At 29.8% G+C, this 23,996-nt stretch carries 20 protein-coding genes; all 20 read right to left on the minus strand.

The genetic code is table 11. The features are described 5' to 3' along the window. Positions 1 to 1,305: a membrane protein insertase YidC gene (gene yidC / locus HNP65_RS00070; RefSeq protein ID WP_184618375.1), complete on the minus strand. Its 1,305-nt coding sequence runs from the start codon at positions 1,303 to 1,305 to the stop codon at positions 1 to 3. Further along, positions 1,302 to 1,547, minus strand: a complete 246-nt coding sequence (gene yidD, locus HNP65_RS00075; protein WP_114702442.1) for a membrane protein insertion efficiency factor YidD — start codon at positions 1,545 to 1,547, stop codon at positions 1,302 to 1,304. Before yidD ends, yidC begins: the two co-directional genes overlap by 4 nt. Continuing rightward, positions 1,519 to 1,914, minus strand: a complete 396-nt coding sequence (gene rnpA / locus HNP65_RS00080) for a ribonuclease P protein component (RefSeq protein WP_184618376.1) — start codon at positions 1,912 to 1,914, stop codon at positions 1,519 to 1,521. The genes yidD and rnpA overlap by 29 nt, the downstream gene beginning before the upstream one ends. Then, on the minus strand, positions 1,896 to 2,030 hold the full coding sequence (gene rpmH, locus HNP65_RS00085; RefSeq protein ID WP_004102791.1) for a 50S ribosomal protein L34: 135 nt from the start codon (positions 2,028 to 2,030) through the stop codon (positions 1,896 to 1,898). Before rpmH ends, rnpA begins: the two co-directional genes overlap by 19 nt. 65 nt (positions 2,031 to 2,095) lie before the next feature. Continuing rightward, positions 2,096 to 3,499, minus strand: coding sequence for an HD-GYP domain-containing protein (locus tag HNP65_RS00090; protein ID WP_343043429.1), 1,404 nt, complete (start codon positions 3,497 to 3,499; stop codon positions 2,096 to 2,098). After that, complete coding sequence (locus HNP65_RS00095; RefSeq protein WP_184618378.1) at positions 3,492 to 4,430, minus strand: ABC transporter substrate-binding protein; 939 nt, start codon at positions 4,428 to 4,430, stop codon at positions 3,492 to 3,494. The genes HNP65_RS00090 and HNP65_RS00095 overlap by 8 nt, the downstream gene beginning before the upstream one ends. Positions 4,431 to 4,463: 33 nt before the next feature. Then, complete coding sequence (locus tag HNP65_RS00100) at positions 4,464 to 5,525, minus strand: BMP family lipoprotein (RefSeq protein ID WP_184618379.1); 1,062 nt, start codon at positions 5,523 to 5,525, stop codon at positions 4,464 to 4,466. A gap of 24 nt (positions 5,526 to 5,549) precedes the next feature. Next, positions 5,550 to 6,869 (minus strand): ribosome biogenesis GTPase Der, encoded by a 1,320-nt coding sequence (gene der, locus HNP65_RS00105; RefSeq protein WP_184618380.1) that lies wholly within the window; start codon positions 6,867 to 6,869, stop codon positions 5,550 to 5,552. Then, entirely contained in the window at positions 6,838 to 9,273 is a 2,436-nt protein-coding gene (locus HNP65_RS00110; protein ID WP_184618381.1) for a bifunctional 4-hydroxy-3-methylbut-2-enyl diphosphate reductase/30S ribosomal protein S1, read from the minus strand. The genes der and HNP65_RS00110 overlap by 32 nt, the downstream gene beginning before the upstream one ends. Further along, positions 9,246 to 9,914: a (d)CMP kinase gene (gene cmk / locus HNP65_RS00115; RefSeq protein WP_184618382.1), complete on the minus strand. Its 669-nt coding sequence runs from the start codon at positions 9,912 to 9,914 to the stop codon at positions 9,246 to 9,248. The genes HNP65_RS00110 and cmk overlap by 28 nt, the downstream gene beginning before the upstream one ends. 10 nt (positions 9,915 to 9,924) lie before the next feature. Next, positions 9,925 to 10,257 carry an STAS domain-containing protein gene (locus tag HNP65_RS00120; protein WP_184618383.1) on the minus strand — a complete coding sequence of 111 codons (333 nt, stop codon included), beginning with the start codon at positions 10,255 to 10,257 and terminating at the stop codon, positions 9,925 to 9,927. Then, positions 10,250 to 11,995, minus strand: coding sequence for an aspartate--tRNA ligase (gene aspS, locus HNP65_RS00125; protein WP_184618384.1), 1,746 nt, complete (start codon positions 11,993 to 11,995; stop codon positions 10,250 to 10,252). Before aspS ends, HNP65_RS00120 begins: the two co-directional genes overlap by 8 nt. Before the next feature lie 5 nt (positions 11,996 to 12,000). Continuing rightward, on the minus strand, positions 12,001 to 12,651 hold the full coding sequence (gene fsa, locus HNP65_RS00130; protein ID WP_184618385.1) for a fructose-6-phosphate aldolase: 651 nt from the start codon (positions 12,649 to 12,651) through the stop codon (positions 12,001 to 12,003). Positions 12,652 to 12,667: 16 nt separating this feature from the next. Next, positions 12,668 to 14,824: a carbohydrate ABC transporter permease gene (locus HNP65_RS00135; protein WP_184618386.1), complete on the minus strand. Its 2,157-nt coding sequence runs from the start codon at positions 14,822 to 14,824 to the stop codon at positions 12,668 to 12,670. Positions 14,825 to 14,834: 10 nt separating this feature from the next. After that, positions 14,835 to 16,124, minus strand: a complete 1,290-nt coding sequence (locus HNP65_RS00140) for an ABC transporter permease subunit (protein ID WP_184618387.1) — start codon at positions 16,122 to 16,124, stop codon at positions 14,835 to 14,837. 13 nt (positions 16,125 to 16,137) lie between these two features. Continuing rightward, positions 16,138 to 17,517: an ATP-dependent protease ATPase subunit HslU gene (gene hslU, locus HNP65_RS00145; RefSeq protein WP_184618388.1), complete on the minus strand. Its 1,380-nt coding sequence runs from the start codon at positions 17,515 to 17,517 to the stop codon at positions 16,138 to 16,140. Positions 17,518 to 17,528: 11 nt separating this feature from the next. Continuing rightward, positions 17,529 to 18,524 carry an HD-GYP domain-containing protein gene (locus HNP65_RS00150; protein ID WP_184618389.1) on the minus strand — a complete coding sequence of 332 codons (996 nt, stop codon included), beginning with the start codon at positions 18,522 to 18,524 and terminating at the stop codon, positions 17,529 to 17,531. Beyond that, positions 18,502 to 19,764: a M16 family metallopeptidase gene (locus HNP65_RS00155; protein WP_184618390.1), complete on the minus strand. Its 1,263-nt coding sequence runs from the start codon at positions 19,762 to 19,764 to the stop codon at positions 18,502 to 18,504. The genes HNP65_RS00150 and HNP65_RS00155 overlap by 23 nt, the downstream gene beginning before the upstream one ends. 14 nt (positions 19,765 to 19,778) lie before the next feature. Then, a complete protein-coding gene (locus tag HNP65_RS00160) occupies positions 19,779 to 21,872 on the minus strand; it encodes a polyribonucleotide nucleotidyltransferase (RefSeq protein ID WP_184618391.1) in 2,094 nt (697 codons plus the stop codon). An 11-nt stretch (positions 21,873 to 21,883) separates the two neighbouring features. Further along, the gene (locus HNP65_RS00165; protein ID WP_184618392.1) at positions 21,884 to 23,992 is read right to left on the minus strand and encodes a TIM-barrel domain-containing protein; all 2,109 of its coding nucleotides are present in this window, start codon (positions 23,990 to 23,992) and stop codon (positions 21,884 to 21,886) included. Positions 23,993 to 23,996 lie beyond the last annotated feature (4 nt).

Below are 23,996 nucleotides of genomic sequence, written 5' to 3' on the forward strand. Positions count from 1 at the left end.
TCACCCCTTATTAGGTAATCCCCAAAGTTCTCTTTGTGTAATTCCCTTAATTTTATATTTTTTATAGATATAATAGGTTATACCTAATTGTATCAAAGTGTTTGACGTATAATAGAGGAATACACCACTTGGTAAACCAATGAATAAAAATGGGAAAATAAAACTCATTATTATGCTCTGCCATGCGGTCCTTGAATCTTGGCTAGTTATAAGTGCTAGATAATAACCAGCTAATATCTGAATTACCAAAAAAATCCAATTTGCACTAAATCCACCTGCTGTTAAGTCATTCCAGAAAAGGAATCTACCACTAAAAGCAAACTCTTCTTGATAGTACCTAATAACTTGGTAAAGAATTATGAATATAGGAAGTTGTACAAAAGCCATTAAGCATCCACTTGCTGGATTGATTTTATTTTCTCTATATGCCTTAAGTAATTCTTGTTGTTGTTTTTGTGGGTCTTTATATTTTTTCTTAATTTGTTCAACAATAGGCTGTAACTTTCTCATTTTAATCATTGACTTTGTTTGTGAGTGATAAAGAGGATATAAAACAAATCTTACAATAATTGTAAACACTATAATTGTAAGACCAAAATTTCTGGTAAAATTATTGATCCAACCAAAGAAATAAACTAAAGGATAAAGTATAAAGTCAAACCAGCCACCTACACCTGATACTGTTTTAAGCATTTCTGAAATCAAATCATAGTCATCTGAAAATGCACTTTTAATAAGAGTTTTTTTATAAGGGCCAATATACACCAAGAATCTTAAATTTGATCCTTTAACACTATTCCCACCAAGAGTATTACCATTAAATTTTATAATCGAAATTATGTCACCCTTACTATAAAATGATAAAAAGATGTTATTCCTAAGCCTATCATCATTTTCAAAACCTACTCTTGGCACATGAACAACAACTTCTTTCGAAGATATAACTGATACATCAAATATGTAATTTGGACCTTCTTTGAAATTATATATTTTTTCAATTTCATCAGAATAGTTAAATTTCAATGTAACTTCAGTATATTTATCTCCATCCTTTAATCCTTGCCAACTAAACGTTGGTGTTGAACTAACACCTTCAATATCAAAACCATCGTTTGAATATAAAAACATTCTTGCTCTTCTCTCAATAGTTCTATATACTTCACTTAAGTTTCCATTATAGTCAAATTTATATTCCATAAATTTTGTAAAAACATATATTCCATCAGTTCTTTCTTCCACAGAAATAGTACCAGCAATCATTATAAGTGTAGCAAACAAAAAAATGACGGCAATTATCCTTTTCAACCAGACCGCCTCCCCTTAAAAATATAAAACTTTTCTGGAACTGGATCGTATCCGCCTTCATGCAATGGATTACATCTTAAAATACGCTTGAAGCCCAGGAAAAGACCTTTAAAAATCCCAAACTTCTGGACCGCTTGATAAGTATATTCAGAACATGTAGGTGTATAAATACATGTTGGTGGTTTTAAAGGAGATATAAATTTCTGATAAAATCTAATCAGCTTTAATATTATTTTCCTCATTGCCTATCCTTTCGAATAACTCTAAAAGTGCTTCTTTAAATTGACTAAATTGAATATGTTTAAAATTCTTTGATAACAACTTTCTTACAATAATTAAATAATCGTATCCTTTTGGAATTTTCATTTTATTTGTTCTTACAATTTCACGCATCCATCTTTTTACTTTATTCCTTTTTACTGCCTTACCAAATTTCTTTTTTACTGAAAAAGCAAACTTGCTGTAATCTAGTCCATTTTTACAATACAAAATTACAAAATAACTACTTTGAACACTTCTCCCATTCTTATAAACTTTTAAAATGTCTTTCCTGAGCTTCAAGCGTTCTTCTTTTTTAAATCCAAACCGTTTTATACTGCTAGTCTCCATCTTCCTTTTCTTCTTCTGTTCTTTAATACTTTTCTACCACCTGCTGTTTTTTTTCTTGCAAGAAAGCCATGTGTTCTTTTCCTTTTGATTCTTGAAGGTTGGTACGTTCTTTTCATATCCTTTCCTCCTTTTCGAAAATTTAGTCTGCTATAATGTTATCATAAATTTTTATTTAAATCAACTAATTTATTAAGCCGCGTTTTTTAAGAACTCTAATGAATTTTTCAAAAAGCTCAGGTGAAAATTTGCTCCCAACCATTTCCTTCATAATTTCAATAGCTTTTTCAACCGATAATCCATTTCTATATGGCCTGTCTTCAGTTAATGCTACAAAAACATCTACTATTGCAACTATTTGTGCTCTTAAACTTATTTCACCATCTTTCAAATTATCTGGATATCCGCTACCATCCCAATTTTCGTGGTGATGCCTTATTACATCTGCCACTAAATCCCAACCAGGTATAGTTTTTATTATTTTTTCACCATATATAGTATGTTTTTTCATAATTTCAAATTCTTTATCATCCAATTTTCCAGGTTTATTTAAAATATGTTCTGGAATTCCTATTTTTCCAATATCGTGCAAAATTGCACCATATTTTATTGCTTCAAGTTCTGCTGGATCATTTACATCAAGCTCTTTAGCAAGTTCTATAGACAAATCCATAACATTTTTCGAATGATTTCCTGTTACTGAATCTTTAATTTCAACAGCTTCAGCAAGAGCTGAGATAATTTGTAAATTTTTTTCCATCAATTCTGCGTTAGTCTCCTCCAGTTCTGCCATTGTTTCTTCTAGTATTTCATTGGTTTTTTCATGTTCATTCAATATTTTTTTAAATTCATCAAACATTCTAATAAATGTTTTCTGAAGAGTATTTATTCTTTCGTTATTCGTTATCTGCTTATTAAAATCCAAAATTCTTTTGGACTTAAATTCTTCATAAGTTTTATTCAATTCTATATTTAAATTCTTTAAAGTTATATCCAAACTCACAGCATCTTTCCTTAAATTATAGAGAATATAATAGAAAACCATTAACAAAACCAAAGTTGGTAGGATAATCAATAAATATGATCCAATAAAAAACGAGTTTTTATAACCTACTACTATCTCAAATCCATATTTTGACAGATATCTTGAATCAAGTATATTACTATGATATTCACTACCAATTTTTGAAATTTCATTTGAGTACACAATTTTATTATTTACCAATATTTCATAATGCTTAAGTGAAGACTGGTTGAAATTAAACAACGTTAAAGGAATTTCATATAAAATATAATTATTTCCAGATTTTTCAACATATTTTATCGAATTTGATGAATAGTAAATTCCTCTTATGTATTCATTAGGTCCTTCAATTAAAATTCTTGAAAGATCAATCTTCATTTGAGGATCAAAAAAATTTTTGTCCAATTTTGATTTTAAAAATATACGACTTGAAATCAAATTATCAAAATAGCTAGCTAAAAATTTACTAGAATCACTAATATTTAACTTTAGTAGAAATCCATGAATGAACATTGTTATGATAACAATTAAAATGATAAATAAAATTAAATTAATCTTAGTCACTTTGCCCCTCTTCAATTGCGATCTCCTTTCTTAATATATCAAATTTTTCAATACGTATATTTCTTATTAAATAACCTTCCGGTGTAAAAGCTTGATTATTAACAACAGTATGATTTATAAAATAACTCACGAATTGTTCTGAAGAAATAAATTTATGTTTAGATAAAAGACTAATTATCTCATTAATTGTTATTAAAGGCCAATCAATTTTTTTAAATCCAAAATCTACAATATAAAGATTGTTGTAAGAAGGTAATATTATTAAAGAACTATCAACTGCTGAATCAGATAGTAAAATTATTCCACTATAATCACTTATTATGTTAAAAAAATCTAGCGCTAAGTTAGGGGATAATGTTATTACAATTGCATCAAAACTATCTAAAACAATGTTTGAAAGCTTTGAAGAATAGAAATATACAGCCTTTCCGTTAAAACTTTTAAGAATATCTAGAAAATCTTTAGAATAAATTTTATTAAAAGGATCGAGTACTAAAAGAACATTTTTAATATTTTTTTCTTTCAAAAAAGAAACAATTACACCAACTTGTATTTTATTTATTGGAACAAGAGAAAAAATATTTTTATTATTTAATAAGTCATTCGAAGTAATACTCGGAGATAACGCTATCAAATCGTATTTTTCTAATTCTTTTTCTATAATGGCAATGCTACTACTAAAGTTTGGCCCAATTATTATGTTTACCCCTTTAGACTTTAAAAATCTTAAATCATTTTCTTTTAAGCCCTCTTCGTTGAATGAAATAAAGTTTAATTTTCCATCATAAGTTGAAACAACATTATGTGATGAATTTTTTAACGAATATAAAAACCCATAAGTGTTACTTTGAACAAAATACCAATATATAACTTGCAAAAAAATAATTGCAATAATAATTAAGATATAAAGGTTATAATTCAATTTTTTCATTTTACCGCTTCCCTTTTTTATATATAAAAATCTCTAAAACTGAATTTTAACTCTAAGTGCGTTTAATTCATCTTCAGTTTCTGGAATTTTAAATTCTCCACGCTTTACAAGACTGATTAAATACTCAAGTTCATAAATTAACCCGTTAGGTACCAATCCTTTTGTAAATGGCATTCTGCTTATTCCTTCTCCATCTTCTTTTAACCCCAATTCTATATTTCCTGGATGCCAATCACCTGTAAATGCCTTAACAACCCCCATGTAACTTGCATTGTCAACTCTTTTAATAGCACTTGCAAGAATATGTCCAGGAGCCTGCCACTCTTGCTCTACATCTCCGCCAAGCATATAATATCCACCATTTAAATACATGTAATCAATTAACTCTTTAAGCTCTTTACTAGTAACATTTTTTAAATTTTCTTCTTTTATTGCTTCTATTATTCCAAGGGCCGTACCACCACAAGCTTGTTGTATAATATCAACACCTTCGCTAATCAGTGCTTGGGTTAATTCTTTTCCTTTTTTTGGATCCGTAAAACTATTTGCATATACAACTTTTACTTCAACATTAGTGTTATGAATACTATTATAGACTTTAACTCCTGTTCTAAAACCTATTTCATATCTTTTAACAGGAGGAATAGGAATACCTCCAATAATAGCAACCTTTCCAGTTTTAGTCATTCCAGCAGCTAAATATCCCGTTAAAAAACTACCTTCTTGTTCTTTAAATGTAAATGTCATTACATTTGGTAAATCTTTTTCTTGGTGAAAATCTATTCCAACAAAATAGGTTTCAGGATATTGTTCCGCAACTTTATAGAATGCATCAGACATCAAAAAACCAACTGCAAAGACAACATCAGCTGATTCAGCTGCTTTGCTCAAATTACTAATGTAATCACTTTGTTCTTTTGATTGAATCACTTCATATTCAATACCATATTCTTGACAAGCCCTAACTATTCCAGACCATGTCCCATCCATAAATGATCCGTCTCCTAACCCCCCAACATCTGTAACCATAATAACTTTAAAAGCAAAAAGACTTGAAAAAATTAAAGTAAAAACTAAAAAGAGTAATTTTTTCATGTAATCCCCCTCCTCCCAAAATTTTTAATGCCTAGATTTAAATTTTAAGAATATTGGAACCCCAACAAATGGATAAATATTTTCCCTAATAGTTTTTCTTATATGGTTTTGATAAAATTCCGGCACTTTTTTACCATTAGTGAAAAACAAAAAGGTTGGTGGACGTATATCAACTTGGGTTCCATACAAAATCTTAAGACCTTTTGGCGGTGGTGTAAACGCCATCATTCTTTGTATTGCCGAATTAACCGCACTTGTTTGAACTCTGTAATGAAGAGATTTATAAGCTTCATCAATTGCATTTATAAGATTATCAATTCCTTTCTTATTTATTGCACTTATAAAAATTAATGGGCTATAATTAATAAAATAAAGTTTTTCATTAAATTGATCTATAAATTCTTCTTTCTTATATCTAAAGTTTTTTATCAGGTCAATCTTATTAAAGGCTACTATAGTTGCCTTCCCTCTGTTCTCTGCAATTCCAGCAATTCTTTGGTCCTGATGCGTAATACCTTCTATAGCATCAATTAAAATTACTACAACATCAGAATTTTCTATACTTTTTATTGAACGCACATTACTATACATGTCTAAACTTTTATAATCAACTTTACTTTTTCTCCTTAAACCTGCTGTATCAACAAATAAGTATTTTTTTCCATTAATGGTTACTAGTTCATCAACTGAATCTCTTGTGGTTCCAGGTATTGGTGTTACCAAAACTCTTTCTTTATTCAATATGGAATTAAATAGTGTTGATTTACCAGCATTTGGTCTACCAATAAATGAAACTCTAATAATAGGCTGATTCTCTTCTTTAAGATTTTCTTCTAGTGATAATCCTTTGCTTTCAAGTACATTGACTATTTTTTCAATTAACGTGTCAATGTTTTTTCCTTGTTCTGCCGAAATAAAAATTGGGTCACCAAATCCTAACTTATAAATATCAGGCAAATTATTTTGAACACGTCTCTCACTTTCAGATTTATTAGATACTAAAATGACATCATTATTAGACTTTCTTATTATATCAGCAAGATAATAATCTTCAGATGTTATACCGTTCTTTGCATCAATAACAAAAAGAATCAAATCTGCTTCATTTAACATTTTCAGAGTTAAATCTTTTGATTTATTTATTATATCGTCTTCAGGGTTTTCAAATATTCCACCAGTATCCACTATATTAAATGTTTTGCTATAATACGAGACGCGGCCACTTACCGCATCTCGTGTTACACCTTCTTTATCATCTACTATTGACTTTTTATAACCAATGAGTTTATTAAAAAGAGTGGACTTCCCAACATTACTCTTGCCCACTATCAATACTGTTGGCATTATCTACCTTCCTTTCAATTGTTGTGTATCTTTCATTCTCAAATTCTTCTTTTAGACTATCAATAACTTTCTCATTTTCAAGTTCTTTTTCACTTGCAGTAATTCTCAATATTTCACCGTCTTCTTTAATTTGTATAATCTTTACCTTTAATTCATCGCCTAAAGTTATTTCTTTCAAAATATGAGATTTTGGTAAATAAATTTCAACATTTTCACAAGCACCAACATAACCTGATTTTAATTCTTTTATAACTTTTACTGTAACTATATCTCCAATCTTGTGGTTGTCTTTAAATTTTTTCCAAGGGTTTTCTTGCACTCTTTTGATGCTAAGCCTCATTTTTCTGTTTTCTTTATCAAGTTCTGTAATAACAGCCTTGACTTTTTGGCCTTCACTTAAAACATCCTTTGGAGACGAGATATAATTCCATGAAATTTCTGAGATCGGGCAAAAACCGCTAATTCCCCTTTCAATTTCAACAATCACTCCTTTATCAAGTATGGAACTTACAGTTCCTGTTATAGTATTTCCTACTGGATATTTTTCTTCAATATTTTCCCATGGATCTCCTTCAACTTCTTTGTAGCTCAATCTCATCTTTTTATTGTTTGGATCTATTTCTTTAACCATTACCTTAACTATATCTCCAACTGAGACTATATCACTAATTCTTCCCCTTCTGCCCCAAAAAATATCATCAATATGTACAAGTCCATCAACGCCTGGTTCTAAATTAACATAAAAACCATACGAAAGTATATTTTTTACTTTCCCGCTTACAATATCTCCAACTTTGTATTTCTTCGTTACATTTTGCCATGGATCAGGCATTAATTCTTTTAGGCTCAATAGAATCTTCCTATTTTCTTTGTCTATTTTTTTAATATATAGTTTTACTGATTGTCCTTCGCTAAGTACATCTTCTACTCTTAAAGATGTATCATATGATACTTCAGAATTTGGAAGTAATCCATCTATTCCTTCAAAAATTCTAATGAAAGCCCCAAACTTTTCAATTTTTTTGACAATTCCTTCTATGATGTCTCCTTCTTTTCTTTCATTAAAGAATTTTTCTTTTTGCTCGTTTATAAATGCCTTTCTAGAAAGAATAACATTTAATCTTTTGCCTCTTTCTTCAAATTTTATAATTTTAAATTCCAAAGGAGTTTTTGGAATGTTTCCATCAAATATCATTGATTCACTTTTTGGAAGAAAAGCTTGAATTGTATTTTCTATTATTACTTTATAGCCACCTTTTATTTCAGAATTAATTTTACCAATTATTTTTTCTCCTTTTTCAAATTTTTCTTTTAATATTTCTTTCAATTTTTTAGAATATACAATTTTTTCTGATAAATATGCAATACCTTCATCATCGTTTTTTTTCAAAAGTATTAGAGAAAGTTTTTCACCAATCTTATAATCTTTTACGTCTTTAACTAATTCATCCGAAGTTACTACTCCTTCACTTTTCCATCCAAAATCTACAAATATTTCTGATTCTCCTTTCCTTAAAACTACTGCTTCAACTATCTCTCCTTTTCTTACATTATCAAATAAATAAGAATCTAACAATTTTTCAAAATTGTTTTCCATTTGCAGCATCCCTCCTAGTTTTTTTAATCCAGCAGCAATTTCTTCAACTATTTCTCTTGGTGTAGAAGTTCCACTTATAATGCCAACACTATCGACCCCCTTGGGTATTTCCCTTATTTCATCAATAGTTTCAATATGTATAGCTTTTGTATGTTGTGATGCAATATTGAATAATTTTTTAGTATTTGAACTATGTTTTCCACCAACTACTATCATCAGGTCTACTTCTCTTGAAATTTTCTCTACTTCTATCTCTCTATCATGTGTAATTTTACAAATACTATTAAATATTTTAAGTTCACTGTAAATTGAAATATCTTTTAATTTATTATAAAAAATTTCAAAATCCTTGTATGACATTGTTGTTTGGCTAGCTACAAAAATTTTTTCACTTTCTATAACAAGAGGTTCCATAGTAATAATAGCATTTTTTACATAGCTTTTTAGAGCAATCATCTCTGGATGAGTAATCTTACCATAGACGACAATTTGATATCCTTTTTTTTCGTATTCTTCAACTGTTTTAAATAAGTTATAAACTATTTTACAAGTTAAATCTACCACTTTATGATCTTTTTTTATTTTTTCAATTTTCTCCTTTGGAAGGCCGTGTGCTCTAATAAGATATATATCGCCATTATCATATGATAACCCTAATCTTTCAAGTTCTTCCATTACTTGTTTATTATGAACTATATCGTCATCTGTAAAAACTTTTTTACCGGATTTCAACAATTCTTTTGTAACATTTACAGCTTTTTCTACTCCAAAACAAAAACCTATTCCTTTTGCAATTTTAATTTGCATCTTTCTAGTACCACCTCTAAAATTTTATTAATAACTTCCTCTATTGTATATTTAGTTGAATCTATTAAAATAGCATCATCTGGCTGTCTTAAAGGGGCAATTTCTCTTTCTGTGTCCTGTTTGTCTCTTAAAATGATCTCATTTAAAACTTCTTCATATGAAACATTAACACCTTTATCTAATAGTTCTTTATATCTTCTTTTTGCACGCTCCTCTGTAGAGGCCACAAGAAAAATCTTAACTTCAGCATCAGGAATTACTACCGTTCCAATATCACGGCCTTCTACTACAATATTTTCATTTTTAGAAATTTTTTGCTGTATCCTAGTCAAAAACTTACGAACAATAGCTTTTTTTGCATATTTTGAAGCGCAAATTCCTGCATAAGGGGTCCTTATTTCATCTCCTACCCTTTTACCATTAAGATAAAAATCTCCATTTATAAACTCTAATTTTATTGTTGATAGTTCTTTTTCAATATCTGAATCATTTTCAACACCTTTCTCATCAAGATAAAGCCCAATTATTCTATACATTGCACCTGTATCAAGATAATAAATACCTAACCTATTGGCAAGAATTTTTGCAACAGTAGTTTTACCAGAACCCGCAGGTCCATCTATTGCTATTCTACAAGGCATAATTTATCACCTATAATTCTTCTAATGATGAAATAATATGAAATACTTTATCCAACCTAGTCATTTCAAATACCCTCATAACTGATTGTTTTGGAGACAACAAAGCTAATTCTTTATTGTTTAATCTAGCATCTTTTAATATTGCAACTAAACTTCCAAGCCCTGCACTGTCTATATAATTTACTTCTGAAAGATCAATCACAAATTTAGCTTTTTCAGTTGCTAACATTTTTTCCCTAATATCTTTTTTTACATCTGCTGAATGATATGCATCAATATCGCCTGTAACCTTTGCAATTGTATATTGGTCTTTTTCAATAAATTCTACTTTAGTGTTATTCATTTTCATCCCCTCCTTCTTTAATATCAACCAATTTTATTGATAATTCTTCCAGTTGATTTTTATCTACACTTGATGGCGCACCTGTTAGCTGACAAGTACCACTCGTAGTTTTTGGAAATGCTATTACATCTCTAATAGAAGAGGTTTTTAAAGCAATTGAAACCATTCTATCAAAACCAAATGCTATTCCTCCATGAGGGGGCGCACCATACTTTAAAGCCTCCAACAAAAAACCAAATTTTTCTTCTGCTTCTTTATTAGTTAGCCCAATTATTTCAAAAACTTTCCTTTGAATTTCAGGGTTGTGTATTCTTATACTACCTCCACCAATTTCATTTCCATTTAATATCATATCATATGCATAGGCTTTAATGTCTTCAAGTTTTGAATCAATGTTTTTAGGCATTGTAAATGGATGATGGCGAGCAACATATCTTCTTTCTTCTTCGTTCCATTCAAGAAATGGAAAATCAACAACCCATAACGCATCAAACCCCTTTTCCAAATCTTTAAAATACTCTCTTCCAATTTTTAATCTTAAAGCTCCAAGTGCAGTATTTAACTGCTCTCTATTTGTATGAGCCGCTAAAAGAAGAACATTTCCATCTTTGAGATTATAATCTTTTGAAATATTCTCATATGATTCACCAAGGAATTTATTAGTTGGCGAAGAAATTACTCCATTTTCAAGCTTGAACCATAACAAGCCACCAAGTCCGAATTCTTTAACGTAGCTTTCTAATTCAGAAGCTATCTTTCTACTAATAGGAATTCGAGTAATAAAACCTTTTATTGAACCACCATTGTTTATAACATTTTTAATAATCTTAAAATCAGAGTCCTTAAAGTAATTCGTTAAATCTTTCAATTCCATTCCAAACCTTCTATCTGGCTTGTCACTACCATACATTTCCATTGCTTCATCATAAGTGATTCTATCAAATTTTTCTGGAAGTTTTATTCCAACAGAGCCGTAAACATGCCTAACAAAGCTTTCCATTAAATTTATAACATCTTCCATTTCCACAAAAGACATCTCAATATCTATTTGAGTAAATTCGGGTTGCCTGTCAGCACGCAAATCTTCATCTCTAAAACACCTTGCAAATTGGTAATACTTGTCGAATCCAGAAATCATTAAAAGTTGTTTAAATAATTGAGGTGATTGTGGAAGTGCATAAAATTTCCCTTTTTGTAATCTTGAAGGAACAAGAAAGTCTCTCGCACCTTCAGGAGTACTTTTTGTTAGATAAGGCGTTTCTATTTCCAAAAATCCATGTTTATTCAAAAATTCTCTGGCAGCTTGTGCCATTTTATGCCTTACAATGAGATTCTTGTTCATATTTTTATCTCTTAAATCTAGATATCTATATTTCAACCTTAAATCTTCAGATACCTTATCTCCTGGATAAAAAGGAGGTAATTCTGCTTTTGATAAAACAGTTATTTTTTCTACAATTACTTCAATTTCACCAGTTTGAGTTTCCGTTTTTGTACTTTCTGGCCTTTCAGAAACTGTTCCTTCAATTTGTATTACCCATTCTCTACCTATTTGTTGCGAAATTTCATAAGCTGGCGATTCTGGATCTACAACTATCTGAGTTACACCATATCTATCTCGCAAAATTATGAATTTTATTCCTCCTAAATCTCGTATTCTATCAACCCATCCGGATAAAACAACCTTTTTTCCAACATCTTTAATATTTAATTCCCCACAAGTATGAGTTCTATACAAAATACTCACCTTCCCATTTTATATTTTTCCCAATCTTTTAAAAATCTTTCTATACCAAGATCAGTCATTGGATGTTTAAACATTTTTTCGAGAACACTAAATGGAACTGTTGCAATATCGGTACCAATAAGCGCAGCCTCAAGTACATGCATTGGATGTCTTACACTTGCTACTATAACTTCCGTTTCAAAATCATAATTTTCATATATTTGCATTATTTCTTCTACAATTTTGAGTCCATCATTTGCTAAATCATCAACTCTCCCTACAAAAGGACTAACATACGTTGCACCAGCCTTTGCTGCAAGTAAAGCCTGGTTGGGACTAAATATTAAAGTAACATTAGTTTTAATCCCTTCTTTTGAAAGTACTTTTACAGCTTTTATTCCATCGGGTGTCATTGGAATTTTAATTACAACGTTTTCATCAATTTTTGCAAGATTTCTTGCTTCATCTATCATTCCTTCAAAGTTTAAGGAAATAACTTCAGCTGAGACGGGACCTTGCACAACATTGCAAATTTCTTTAATTGTTTCTTCAAAAGGTTTTCCTTCTTTAGAGATTAATGTTGGATTTGTAGTTACTCCATCCACTACTCCCCATTCAACTCCACGCCTTATTTCATCCAAATTAGCGGTATCAAGAAATATTTTCATATGACCCCCTCCTTGATTATTTTAAACCAGTTCTTGCAATTCCTTTAATGAAATATTTTTGTGTGAATAAAAATAGTATGATCACTGGAAGTACTGAAAATGTCGCAGCTGCCATTAACTGGTTATATAGTGTTCCAACATCTGAACTAAAGTTTTGAAGACCAACCGGTAATGTTCTATATTTATCAGAATTAGTTACTATTAAAACCCATAAGAAACTATTCCAGCTTCCAACAAATTTTAAGAGAGCACCAGTTATTATTACGGGCTTACTTAGTGGTACAACTATTTGCCATAAAAATCTCCAGTGTGAACAACCATCTATTTTCGAAGCATCAAATAGTTCTTTTGGAATTGATAGAAAATGTTGTCTCATTAAGAATATAGCAAAAACACTAACAATCCAAGGAATAATTAACGAATAGTATGTATCAATCCAACCAAATTTTGAAATAGTTATAAAATTTGGTACTAATAAAACTTCACCAGGTACCATCATTGTTGCTAAGAACAAACCAAACAAAACATTTTTTCCAGGAAAATTCATCCAAGAAAATGCATAAGCAGCCATAGATGCTAATATTACTTCTAATACTGTTGTTGCTGTCGCGACAAAAACGGTATTAATATAATACTGACCAAAAGGCGCAGCTTTCCATGCATCAACATAATTTTGGAATATATTCTTTATTATTTCACCAAATGTAAATGAAAGATTTATTGTTGATAAATTGTCATCGCTTAGATAAATAGGAGCAATTCCATTCAACTCAATTTCTATAACTTCACCATTTCTTACTCTAACTGCTTTAACAAATTCTGGGGCATCAATAATCCTCCATGAATTCATTGAATTATTATAAACCTTTCTTACTAAGTCAAGCTGATCAGTAAGTAGAATTAAATTTTTCAAAAAGTTTTTATAATTTTCTAATTCATCAGAAATACTTCCAATCTTTGCTTTTAATATTCTATATGAACTACTATCACTTAATATTTTATCAGAAATATCTAACAAATTATCAAAACTTCCATTCTTTAAAATTTGTTCATAATCGATTCCTTCTTCAATTAAAAGATTCTTATAAGTAACAACTAAACTTTTCAAATTATTTAGAAATGATGTTTCAACCTTATATTCATTTAAAAAATAGTTGTCAATTTTTTTAGAAAACTTTTCAGGAAGATTATCAAAATCTTCTGAAGTAATTAGACTGTTTAAAATTTCTGACTCAGGTAATTTCTTTAAATTTTCTTTCAATAATGCTATTCGTTCATTTTTTGTCATAACTTTTGCAATAATTGGTTTATCAACTCTTTTAATTTGTAATTGTTTGAAGTATTTATACACCTCTAAATAAAATTTAATGTAATCCTTTTCTTGTGAAATGACATTTACAACCTTTGCATTATAAATATTTGTTAATTCATTTTTGCTATCATAGACTAAATTTATAGAAACTAAAAGCTTGTAAAGTCGGTTAATTTCATCATTAGTTAATACTAAAGATTTACCTGCTTTGTATTTTAATATATCTTCTCTTAAAGTAATGAGACTTTCTTTAGCTTTATTTAGGAAATCTTTAAATCTTGTTTGTTCGCTCTTATCTGAAATTCTTCTCTCCACAAATTTATCCACTAGCTCTATTCCAGATATTGCATTGTTAATTTTCGTCTCAAGATTTGAAATATAGTTTAGTCTTTTAAAATAAGGAGAACTTCCGCTATTATAAAAGAGAAAAACTTCTTCAAAGAACTTTTCTGGGGATTCAGTCGAAAATTGCTGTGGAAATTTCAAATATTTAATCCATTTACTAAAATTATCTAATGAAGCCCTTTCAATATAATCGTATCCAGTTATATCTATTATCATTTTCCCTCGATAAAAAGGATCATCTTCAACTGATATATTTAGAACATTTTGATTGTCATCTTTTGATGATGTAAAACTTAGAGCCTCACTTAAGCTTATGCCTTTCAGTGTTCTTAATGCTCCAATTTTTGTTTCAACTTTTACTTGTCGTGTAGAAAAGAAATTTTTTGAAAACCATTTAGGCGGCCATTGTTGAACTTCACTTGGGAGTTTAAAAGAAGTAACAATCATCCATGCAAAAGGCATAATCATAACAACGAAGCCAATTGATAGTAATAAATAGATAATCAATTTCTTCATCACTTTCACCTCACGATACGTATTCTACGACTTTATTTCCAACTTTATATTGAATAGCTGTAAATATTAAAATTATGCCAAACAAAAGATACGCAGCAGCACTTGCAATTCCCATTCTTTGTTGCCTGTAAAAAAGGTCAAAAACATAATATACCATTGTCATACCACTGTTATTATATGGACCTGGTAAACCATCGTAAAGAACATAAACTTGGGCAAAAACTTTAAATGCTCCAATCATAGAAACTATTAATAAGAAAAATGTTGTTGGTGAAAGTAGAGGCCAAGTAATTTTTGAAAATTTATGCCACGAATTTGCACCATCAACTTCTGCAGCTTCATAATAAAATTGGTCAATATTTTGTAAACCAGCAAGAAAAATAATTGCATCATATCCAATTTGTTTCCAGATAGAAACAATAGCAATTGTTGGAATTGTCCACTTTTCGTCTTTAAGCCACCTTATTGGCTCTATACCAAACCATGATAAAAAATAATTTAAAAGACCAAATTCATCATTAAAAATCCATTTCCAAACTAGTGATACAGCAACAACAGAAGTAACAAAGGGTATAAAATAACTTGTTCTGAAAAACACTTTAAATCTTATATTAGAATTTAAAAGAACCGCAAGGAAAAGTGATATTGCAAGAGTAATAGGAACGGTTAAAATAACATAATAAAAAGTATTAACCAAAGCTTTAACAAATAAATTTTTGTCTTTAGCGTCCATAAAAAAGTTTAATAAACCATTTTCGTTAAATTTGCTTGCTTCTATCATAACATAAGTGAAAATAATAGCAGCTACATTTAACCATGTATAGTTTCTGTACAGTTTCATTTGTTCACTGTTTTTAAAGTTGTAAAATACCAAAATAAAAACTACAATGTTAAAGAAAATCATAAGATACAAATTTATGTTTTTTAAAAATGGGATTAATAAAATCGGAATGACATTTAGTAAAAGTAAAATGGTGTTCTTTTTTTTACTAAATACTGTGATTAATGTATAAAAGGTAATAACAATCAATATAGCAATTAAAATGTAACCAATTGAAAAAATAAAGCTACCAAAAAATGAATATTTTGGAGGATAGTCAAACTCAAAAATACTTATATAGTTATCAAAACCATTAAAGTAAGGGGCATTCATATTTCTAAAATCCCATTTAAAAAAACTTAAAACAAAGGAAAAACCGACTGGCCAGAAAACGAATATTCCTAGAACTATAAGAGATGGTAATAAAAACAAATAAGCAAGTAAAGACTCTTTAAGCTTTTTCTTTGTAGCAGTTTTCACTTAATTTCCCCTCCTACAAAATGTATGAAGTTAAATCTTCATCTTCGATTATTCCCTTTAATTTCTTTGTTACATAATCAGAATCTACAATTACTTTTTCTTCTATTTCTGGTGCTTCAAACAATACATCTTCTAAGACTTTTTCAAGCACTGTATAAAGTCTTCTAGCTCCAATATTTTCAAGTTTTTGATTTAATTTGTAAGAAACCCTTGCAAGCTCTTTTATTCCATCATCCGTAAATTCTAATTGTACGTTTTCAGTATATAATAACGCTTGATATTGTTTTGTAAGAGCATTTTCTGGTTCAACTAGTATTCTTACAAAATCTTCTTCCTTTAGAGGCTCAAGTTCGACTCTTATTGGAAATCTACCTTGAAGTTCTGGAATAAGATCTGAAGGTTTTGAAACATGAAATGCTCCAGCTGCTATAAATAATATGTAATCTGTTTTTACTGGGCCGTATTTCGTTGTTATTGTAGTACCTTCAACAATTGGTAATAAATCTCTTTGAACTCCTTGCCTTGAAACGTCTTGTCCAGCACTCCCTGTTTTAGCTGCTATTTTATCCATTTCATCTATGAATATAATTCCTCTATTTTGCGCAAGTTCAAGAGCTGTTTGGACTGTTTCGTCCATATCAATTAATTTTTCTTCTTCTATAGGAAGCAAAACTTTTTTTGCTTCAGAAATTTTCATTTTTCTTCTCTTTTTTTGTTTTGGAAATATATTTCCAAGAACGTTTGATAAATCCATACCAATATCTTCCATTTCTGGAAGTCCAATAAAACCAATTGGAGAATTTGAGGTTTCAATCTCGATTTCAATTTCCTCATTATCAAGTTCTCCAGAACGTAATTTTCTTCTTAACTCTTCTCTTTTTCTTAAATTCTCTGAATAGTCATCAGTTTGTTGTGGTTTTTCCATCTGCATTCCAAAAATATTTGCAAATGGAATTTGTGTTCTCTTTTTCAAAGGAACCAATGCATCTAAAATTCTCTCTTCAACATTTAACTTTGCTTTTTCTTCAACTTCTTTCATTTTTTGTTGTTTGACCATATTAACAGCTATTTCTACCAACTCTCTTATCATTGAGTCAACATTCTTTCCTACATATCCAACTTCAGTAAACCTTGTTGCTTCTATCTTCAAAAATGGAGAACCAGACAATTGTGCAAGTCTTCTTGCAATTTCAGTTTTACCAACACCGGTTGGCCCTATCATCAGTATGTTTTTTGGAGTAATCTCTTTTTTCCATTCGTCTGATAATCTTTGCCTTCTAATTCTGTTTCTAATAGCGATAGCTACAGCTTTTTTAGCTTTACTTTGTCCAACAATATATTTATCTAGTTCTTCAACAATCTGTTTAGGTGTTAATTTATCAAAATCACTCATATTTCTTCCTCCTATTCTTTTAATATTTTTCTTATTGATATTTTCTCTTTTTTTATGTCAATTTCCCTATTTTCTACCTTTACAATGGGAAACACACCATTAGATACTTTAAGAACCACACCTTTTCTACCATCACTAAGCTCGACTATCGTACCAGTTGGATATATTCCAACATAATGGACAAATTTTGAAACAATTTGGGGGTCAAAGTACTTTCCAGAATTAATAATTATAAATTTTAAAGCTTCATATGGGGTTAAAGCATCACCAGGAAAATCCTTACTAATCAAAGTATCATAAGCATCTGCAACAGCAATAATTCTTGAGAAAATTGGTATTGAGCTTTCCTTTAAACCTCTTGGAAATCCTTTCCCATCATATCTCTCATGATGATGTAAAACTCCAAGAAGTATATCATTATTTGTTTCAAAGTAATTCTTTATTAACGCTGCTGATTTTATTGGGTGAGTATCATAATAGTTTATCACATCACGAATTGGCTTGTCATGTGATAAGTCATGCAAAAATGAAGAAATAACTAGCTTTGTTAGTAATTCGCGGTCAAAACCTAAATTTATCCCAATTATTGAGGAAATTACAGCTACATTTATACAATGTCTTATAAGAGGTTTTGAATCATTGTTTAACAAATTCAATATTTTTTCATCAATTTTTTTCAATACCTCATTCAAAATATTTTCAGATTGTTCAACCATAGTACTTATATTCATTTGACCATTTTTAATTTCATTGAATGCATTTTCTAATTCCTCAGAGAGGACTCGATAGTTTTCATAATCAATTGTTGGCTCTACTTCACTACTAATAAATATTTCTTCTTCATATATTGGAAGAGAATTAACTCCTCTGTTTTTTAGAAGAACGATATCTCCTTCTTTTAATATTGAACCTTTTTTTAGTAAGACAATAAAACCTGAAGGATCATAAACATCTTCACCAAGCTTTTCGCCTGGCTTTACTTTATTAACGTTTTTCCAAATAATCAAATTTTACCCCTCCAAGTTTATCAAAATAATCAATATTTTCATTTGCCACATAAAATAATGACCATTTAGAGCTAAACAATTTTTCAAAAACATTATTCACATTGTCTTTTGTAATATTTTTTATCTTAGAAACAATATCGTTAGGTAATTCTGGCTCTACTTCATTTGATATATATTCAATTATAAGTGTCGTTAAAGTTGAAGTATTTTCAGTAGAAAGTTCAAGCTTTCCAATTAATCTTTTAATACCGTATTCAAATAATTCATCAGTTAAATTAAAATTATTAATTGAATTTAACATCTTCTCATGAAATTTTTGAACTTTTTCTATTGAAGTTGCCGCATAAATATTAAAAATCCCCCAATTTTTATGTGAAAGATTTGAAGTATAAATATCATAAACAAGGCCTTCTTTTTCCCTTATTTCTTCAAAAAAATATGAGCTCATTCCACTACTTAAAATAGTATTCAAAACAATAGCTGCATATCTATCTGTTTCTTGCAATGAATAACCATCAGTTACATATAACATATGCACTTGATTTGCATTTTTCATTATTTTTCTTCGTATGATACCATGTTTAATAATGCTCTTATGTTTTATAGTTCTTTCACCAGGCTTTTTAATTTTCTCTAAATCTTTTAAAATTTTACCAAAAACTTCTTCAGGTAAATGGCCAACTATTATCACTTTTACATTGTATGGATTATAAAATTCTTCATGAAATTCTTTTATATCGTCCAATCCTATTGATTTTATAGTTTCTTCAAAGCCAATTACAGGTTTTGAGTGGGGTCCATCTATTCCTTCTTGAAACATTAATTCATATAAATTGTTTAAAGGTTCTTCTTTATTTGATAGATATTCATGGTAAATAATCTCTCTTTCAAGTTCCAAATCCTCTTTTTTAAAAACTGGATAAAAAACTATTTCTTTTAATACATCAAAAGTTTCGTAAGCCATTGATGAAGGTACTTTGGCATAGTATACAGTATTTTCCTTATCCGTCCATGCATTAAGTAAGCCTCCAACTGATTCAACAGTTAATTTTAATTCTTTCATAGAATATTTTTCTGTTCCTCTAAAAGAAAGATGTTCTATAAAGTGAGAAATTCCGAGAAGATCGGTTGATTCATATACTGAACCAACTCCTACATTAAAAGCTATTGTTACAGATCTAATTTCATCAATTTTGTAATAATATACTTCTAAGCCATTGTTTAGAGCAACCTTTTTCATCATATCACCTATTATTAATTAGTTTTCCCAAGTTGTATTCTTCCATTTTCATCTATATTAACAACAATAACTTTTATAGTATCACCTATTTTATATTTTTCCTTAAAGTTTTTAGAATCTTCACCAAGTTTACTTGAATGCGCAAGACCAATCTTTCCAGGCATTAATTCAACAAAAATACCATAAGGTTCAATTCTTGTAATTTTTCCTTCAAAAACATCTCCTACTTCAATATCTTTAGTAATCGTCTTAATATATTCTATCGCTTCATTAACCTTCTTTTGATCTTTTCCATAAATTGAAACCTTACCAGTAGTATCATCAATTGAAATTTCTACGTCATATTCTTTTATGATAGATTTAATAACTTTACCTCCAGGACCTATCAATTCTCCTACTTTCATTGGATCAATTTCAATTGTTACAATTAATGGGGCATAAGGTGATAGTGATTCTCTTGGTTTTTCTATAGTATTGAACATAATATCTAGAATTTTCATACGTGCTTCTTTTGCTTGTTGCAAAGCCCTTTTAAGTAATTCCTCACCAACACCTGCAACTTTACAATCCATTTGAAAAGCTGTTATTCCATTTCTCGTGCCAGCAACTTTGAAGTCCATATCTCCCCAATGATCTTCCAATCCTTGAATATCTGTAAGAACAACTTCCTTGCCATCTTCTATTATAAGTCCCATAGCAACGCCAGCTACATGAGTTCTTATAGGAACACCAGCATCCATTAATGCTAGTGAACCGGAACACACAGTAGCCATTGATGATGAACCATTTGATTCGAGAATTTCTGAGACAACCCTTACAACATATGGAAAATCTTCTTCACTTGGCACAACAGCTTTTAATGCCCTTTCAGCTAGATGACCATGACCTATCTCTCTTCTTCCTGGACCTCTTAATGGTTTTACTTCACCAACAGAAAATGGTGGGAAATTATAATGTAGAATAAATCTTTTTGTGCCTTCTTCCATTATTGTGTCCACTATTTGTTCTTCCATAGGAGCCCCTAAGGTTACAATCCCTAAACTCTGAGTTTCACCTCTTGTAAACAATGCTGAACCATGGGTTCTTGGAAGTACTCCAACTTCACAAGTAATAGGTCTAATCTCGTCAACTCTTCTACCATCTGCTCTAATTCCCTCTTCAATAATTATTTTTCTCATTAATTTTTTTGTCTTCTCGTCAAAATACTCTTTCAATAAGGATTCTTGTAAAGTTTTTTCATCATCTTCCATCTCAACATTTTCAAATAGCTTTTCAAGTATTTGATCTCTATATTCCTTTAATTTTGAAGATCTTTCTAGCTTTTCTTTAATTAGAAGTTTATTCCTCAATTCTTCCTCTGATATCATTTCTTCAAATTTACTTATTAATGTTTCATTAGGTTTTGGCTCTTCAATTTCCATTTTTTCTACATTAAACTGGCTTAAAATTTCTTCTTCAAATTTAATAATCTCTTTGATAGCTTCGTGTGCTACCATTAATGCATTTACCATCTCTTCTTCCGTTACTTCTTTTGCTTCGCCTTCTACCATTGTAATAGCATCTTTACTTCCGGCAACAACAATATCTAGTTTACTTTTTTCAAGCTGTTCTTCAGTTGGAAAAACAACAAATTTACCATCAACATATCCCAATCTTACACCTGCAACGATACCCCCAAATGGAATCTTTGAAACATTTAATGCAAGTGAAGCTGCAATTATTCCAGTTACATCTGGTGGAGTATTACTATCAACAGATAATACAGTAACAATTAACTGAACATCATTTCTTAAATATTTTGGAAATAGAGGCCTTATTGGTCTATCAATTAATCTTGCAGAAAGTATTGCAGATTCAGAAGGTTTCCCCTCTCTCTTAATAAATCCTCCAGGAATTTTCCCAGCAGCATAAAATTTTTCTTGATATTCAACTGTTAAAGGAACAAAATCTACTCCTTCTATAGTTCTATCAGAAATATTTGCTGTAGCAAGGACTACACTATCCCCAAATTGCACCCAGACGGAACCAGCTGATTGTTTAGCTACTTTTCCATGTTGAACTATCATTTTTCGCCCAAATAACTCTTTTGTCCATTCTCCAAATTGCATAATTACACCTCCTAAAATTCTGCATTTATCTTTTCTATGCTGGTCTTTGTATATATTTCAAAAGAAAAATTACGTTTTTTGTGCTTATACCCTTCACGTATTTTCTTTATTTTAAGTTCGCCGTGGTTATAAACAAACTTGTATAAGTTATACATTCCTTTTTTGTAATTATTTGTTTTTCCATCATCTTCGTAAAAATAACCTATTGCTTTACCACTATAAGCAAATACTTTTCCAAAAATTTCATCGTTGTATGAATTTTCTAAATATTGTTTTGACTCTTGCATGAAAATAATTGAACCATCTATTGCAAAATGAGGTATTTCTTCTAATGTTACGTTTACCTCCTGCCATCCTTTATTTAAGAATTTATTATTGTTCAAATCAAAGGACTTCTTTGGAAGATATACTAAACGGCTTTTTACTCCAGGTTTATAGACAGGTGCAGCTATAATATTTCTTCCAACCATAAATTGATCATCAATCTGATAAGTTTTTTTATCTTTTTCAAAATGCAAAAATAAAGGTGCTATTAATGGAATATCCTTTAATATGCCTATCATATATTCACTATACAAATAAGGAATAAGTCTATATCTATGCTCTATTATCCTCTTTAGTATTTTTTCATACTTTTTGTCAAAAGTCCAAGGTTCTTGCCTTCTCGTTCCAATCGCAGAATGATTTCTAAATAGTGGCATAAAAGAACCTAATTGCATAAACCTTACCATTAGTTCTGCAGATGTGTTTCCACCAAACCCTCCTACATCAAAACCTGTATTAAAAACTCCGACTAAACTCAGAGACATAATTCTTTGGATTTCAAGTAATATATGTTCCCACCAACTATGGTTATCACCAGTCCAGACACCGCCAAACCTTTGCACTCCTGAATATGCTGCTCTTGTTATATTTATATTTCTATAATTTTTTTGAAATCCTTCCTGAGTAGCACGTATCATGTTGAAACCATAGACATTTCTCAATTTATAATGTTTTTTACCATTTAAATGTATAATTTCATAGCCTCTATCTTTCCTTGGTATGGAACCAATTTCCCCAAATGCTCCAGCAACACCTATTCCATCTTCTAACTTTAAATTTTCCAATTTTTCTTTTGCATGTGTTATATCTTCATCGGTTCCAAAAATTGCAATCTCATTCATATCATTCCATATTCCATCAATGCCATCTTTTACAAATTCTCTAACTTTTTGCGACCACCATTTTCTGACATTTTTGCTTGTAAAATCAGGAAACCTAACTCTACCTGGCCAGACTGCACCTTCGAAATCTTTTCCCATATTGTCTTTTAAAAAATATCTATCTTTCGCTTCTTCAAATACTTCATAACCTTTTTCAACCTTAACTCCTGGGTCTAGTATTGCAGACACTTTAAATCCCATTTTATGCAATTCTTCTAGCATTTCTTTATGATCAGAGAACTTTTCCTTATTCCATGTAAATAATTTATAACTATCCATATAATCTATATCTAACCATATAACATCACAGGGAATTTGTTTTTCTCTAAAAGTCTTTGCCAAATTTAAAACTTCTTCTTTTGAAAAATAACTCCATCTACTTTGTTGATATCCAAGACTCCAGAAAGGAAAAGCTACATTTTTACCTGTTAAATATAGATAACTTTTTAATAATTTGTCTATTTTTTCTTCTAAAATAACATACTGAGTAAATCCTTCTCCTTTAATTTTAAATGTTATTATGTTTTTTCCTTCGCTATCCAAATCAATTTCCATATATCCCGGATAATCTGTAAATATTCCATACTTTTTATTTTCATTTATAAAAATAAAAAACGGGAAACTTTTATATAAAGGTTCAGAACCTGGATGGTGAGTAAAATTATCGGTGTTCCAGAATATATATTGCTTTCCTCTTCTATTAAATTGCCCTACTTTATCACCAAATCCAAAAATCATCCCTTCTTCTATTTTCTTCTCTAATATTAAAAATTCTCCTTCCTTTTTTAAAGAAATATCTTCGAAAATATTTTCGATTTTATATTTTTCACTTTTTTGAAGCATTTTAACTCTTTTTTCTTTAATCACGGCTTCGCTATTTACATCAGGAACCCCGTAAATAAGTTTATAAATCAATTGT

It is taken from the genome of Thermosipho japonicus (assembly GCF_014201655.1).
Classification (GTDB): Bacteria; Thermotogota; Thermotogae; order Thermotogales; family Fervidobacteriaceae; genus Thermosipho; species Thermosipho japonicus.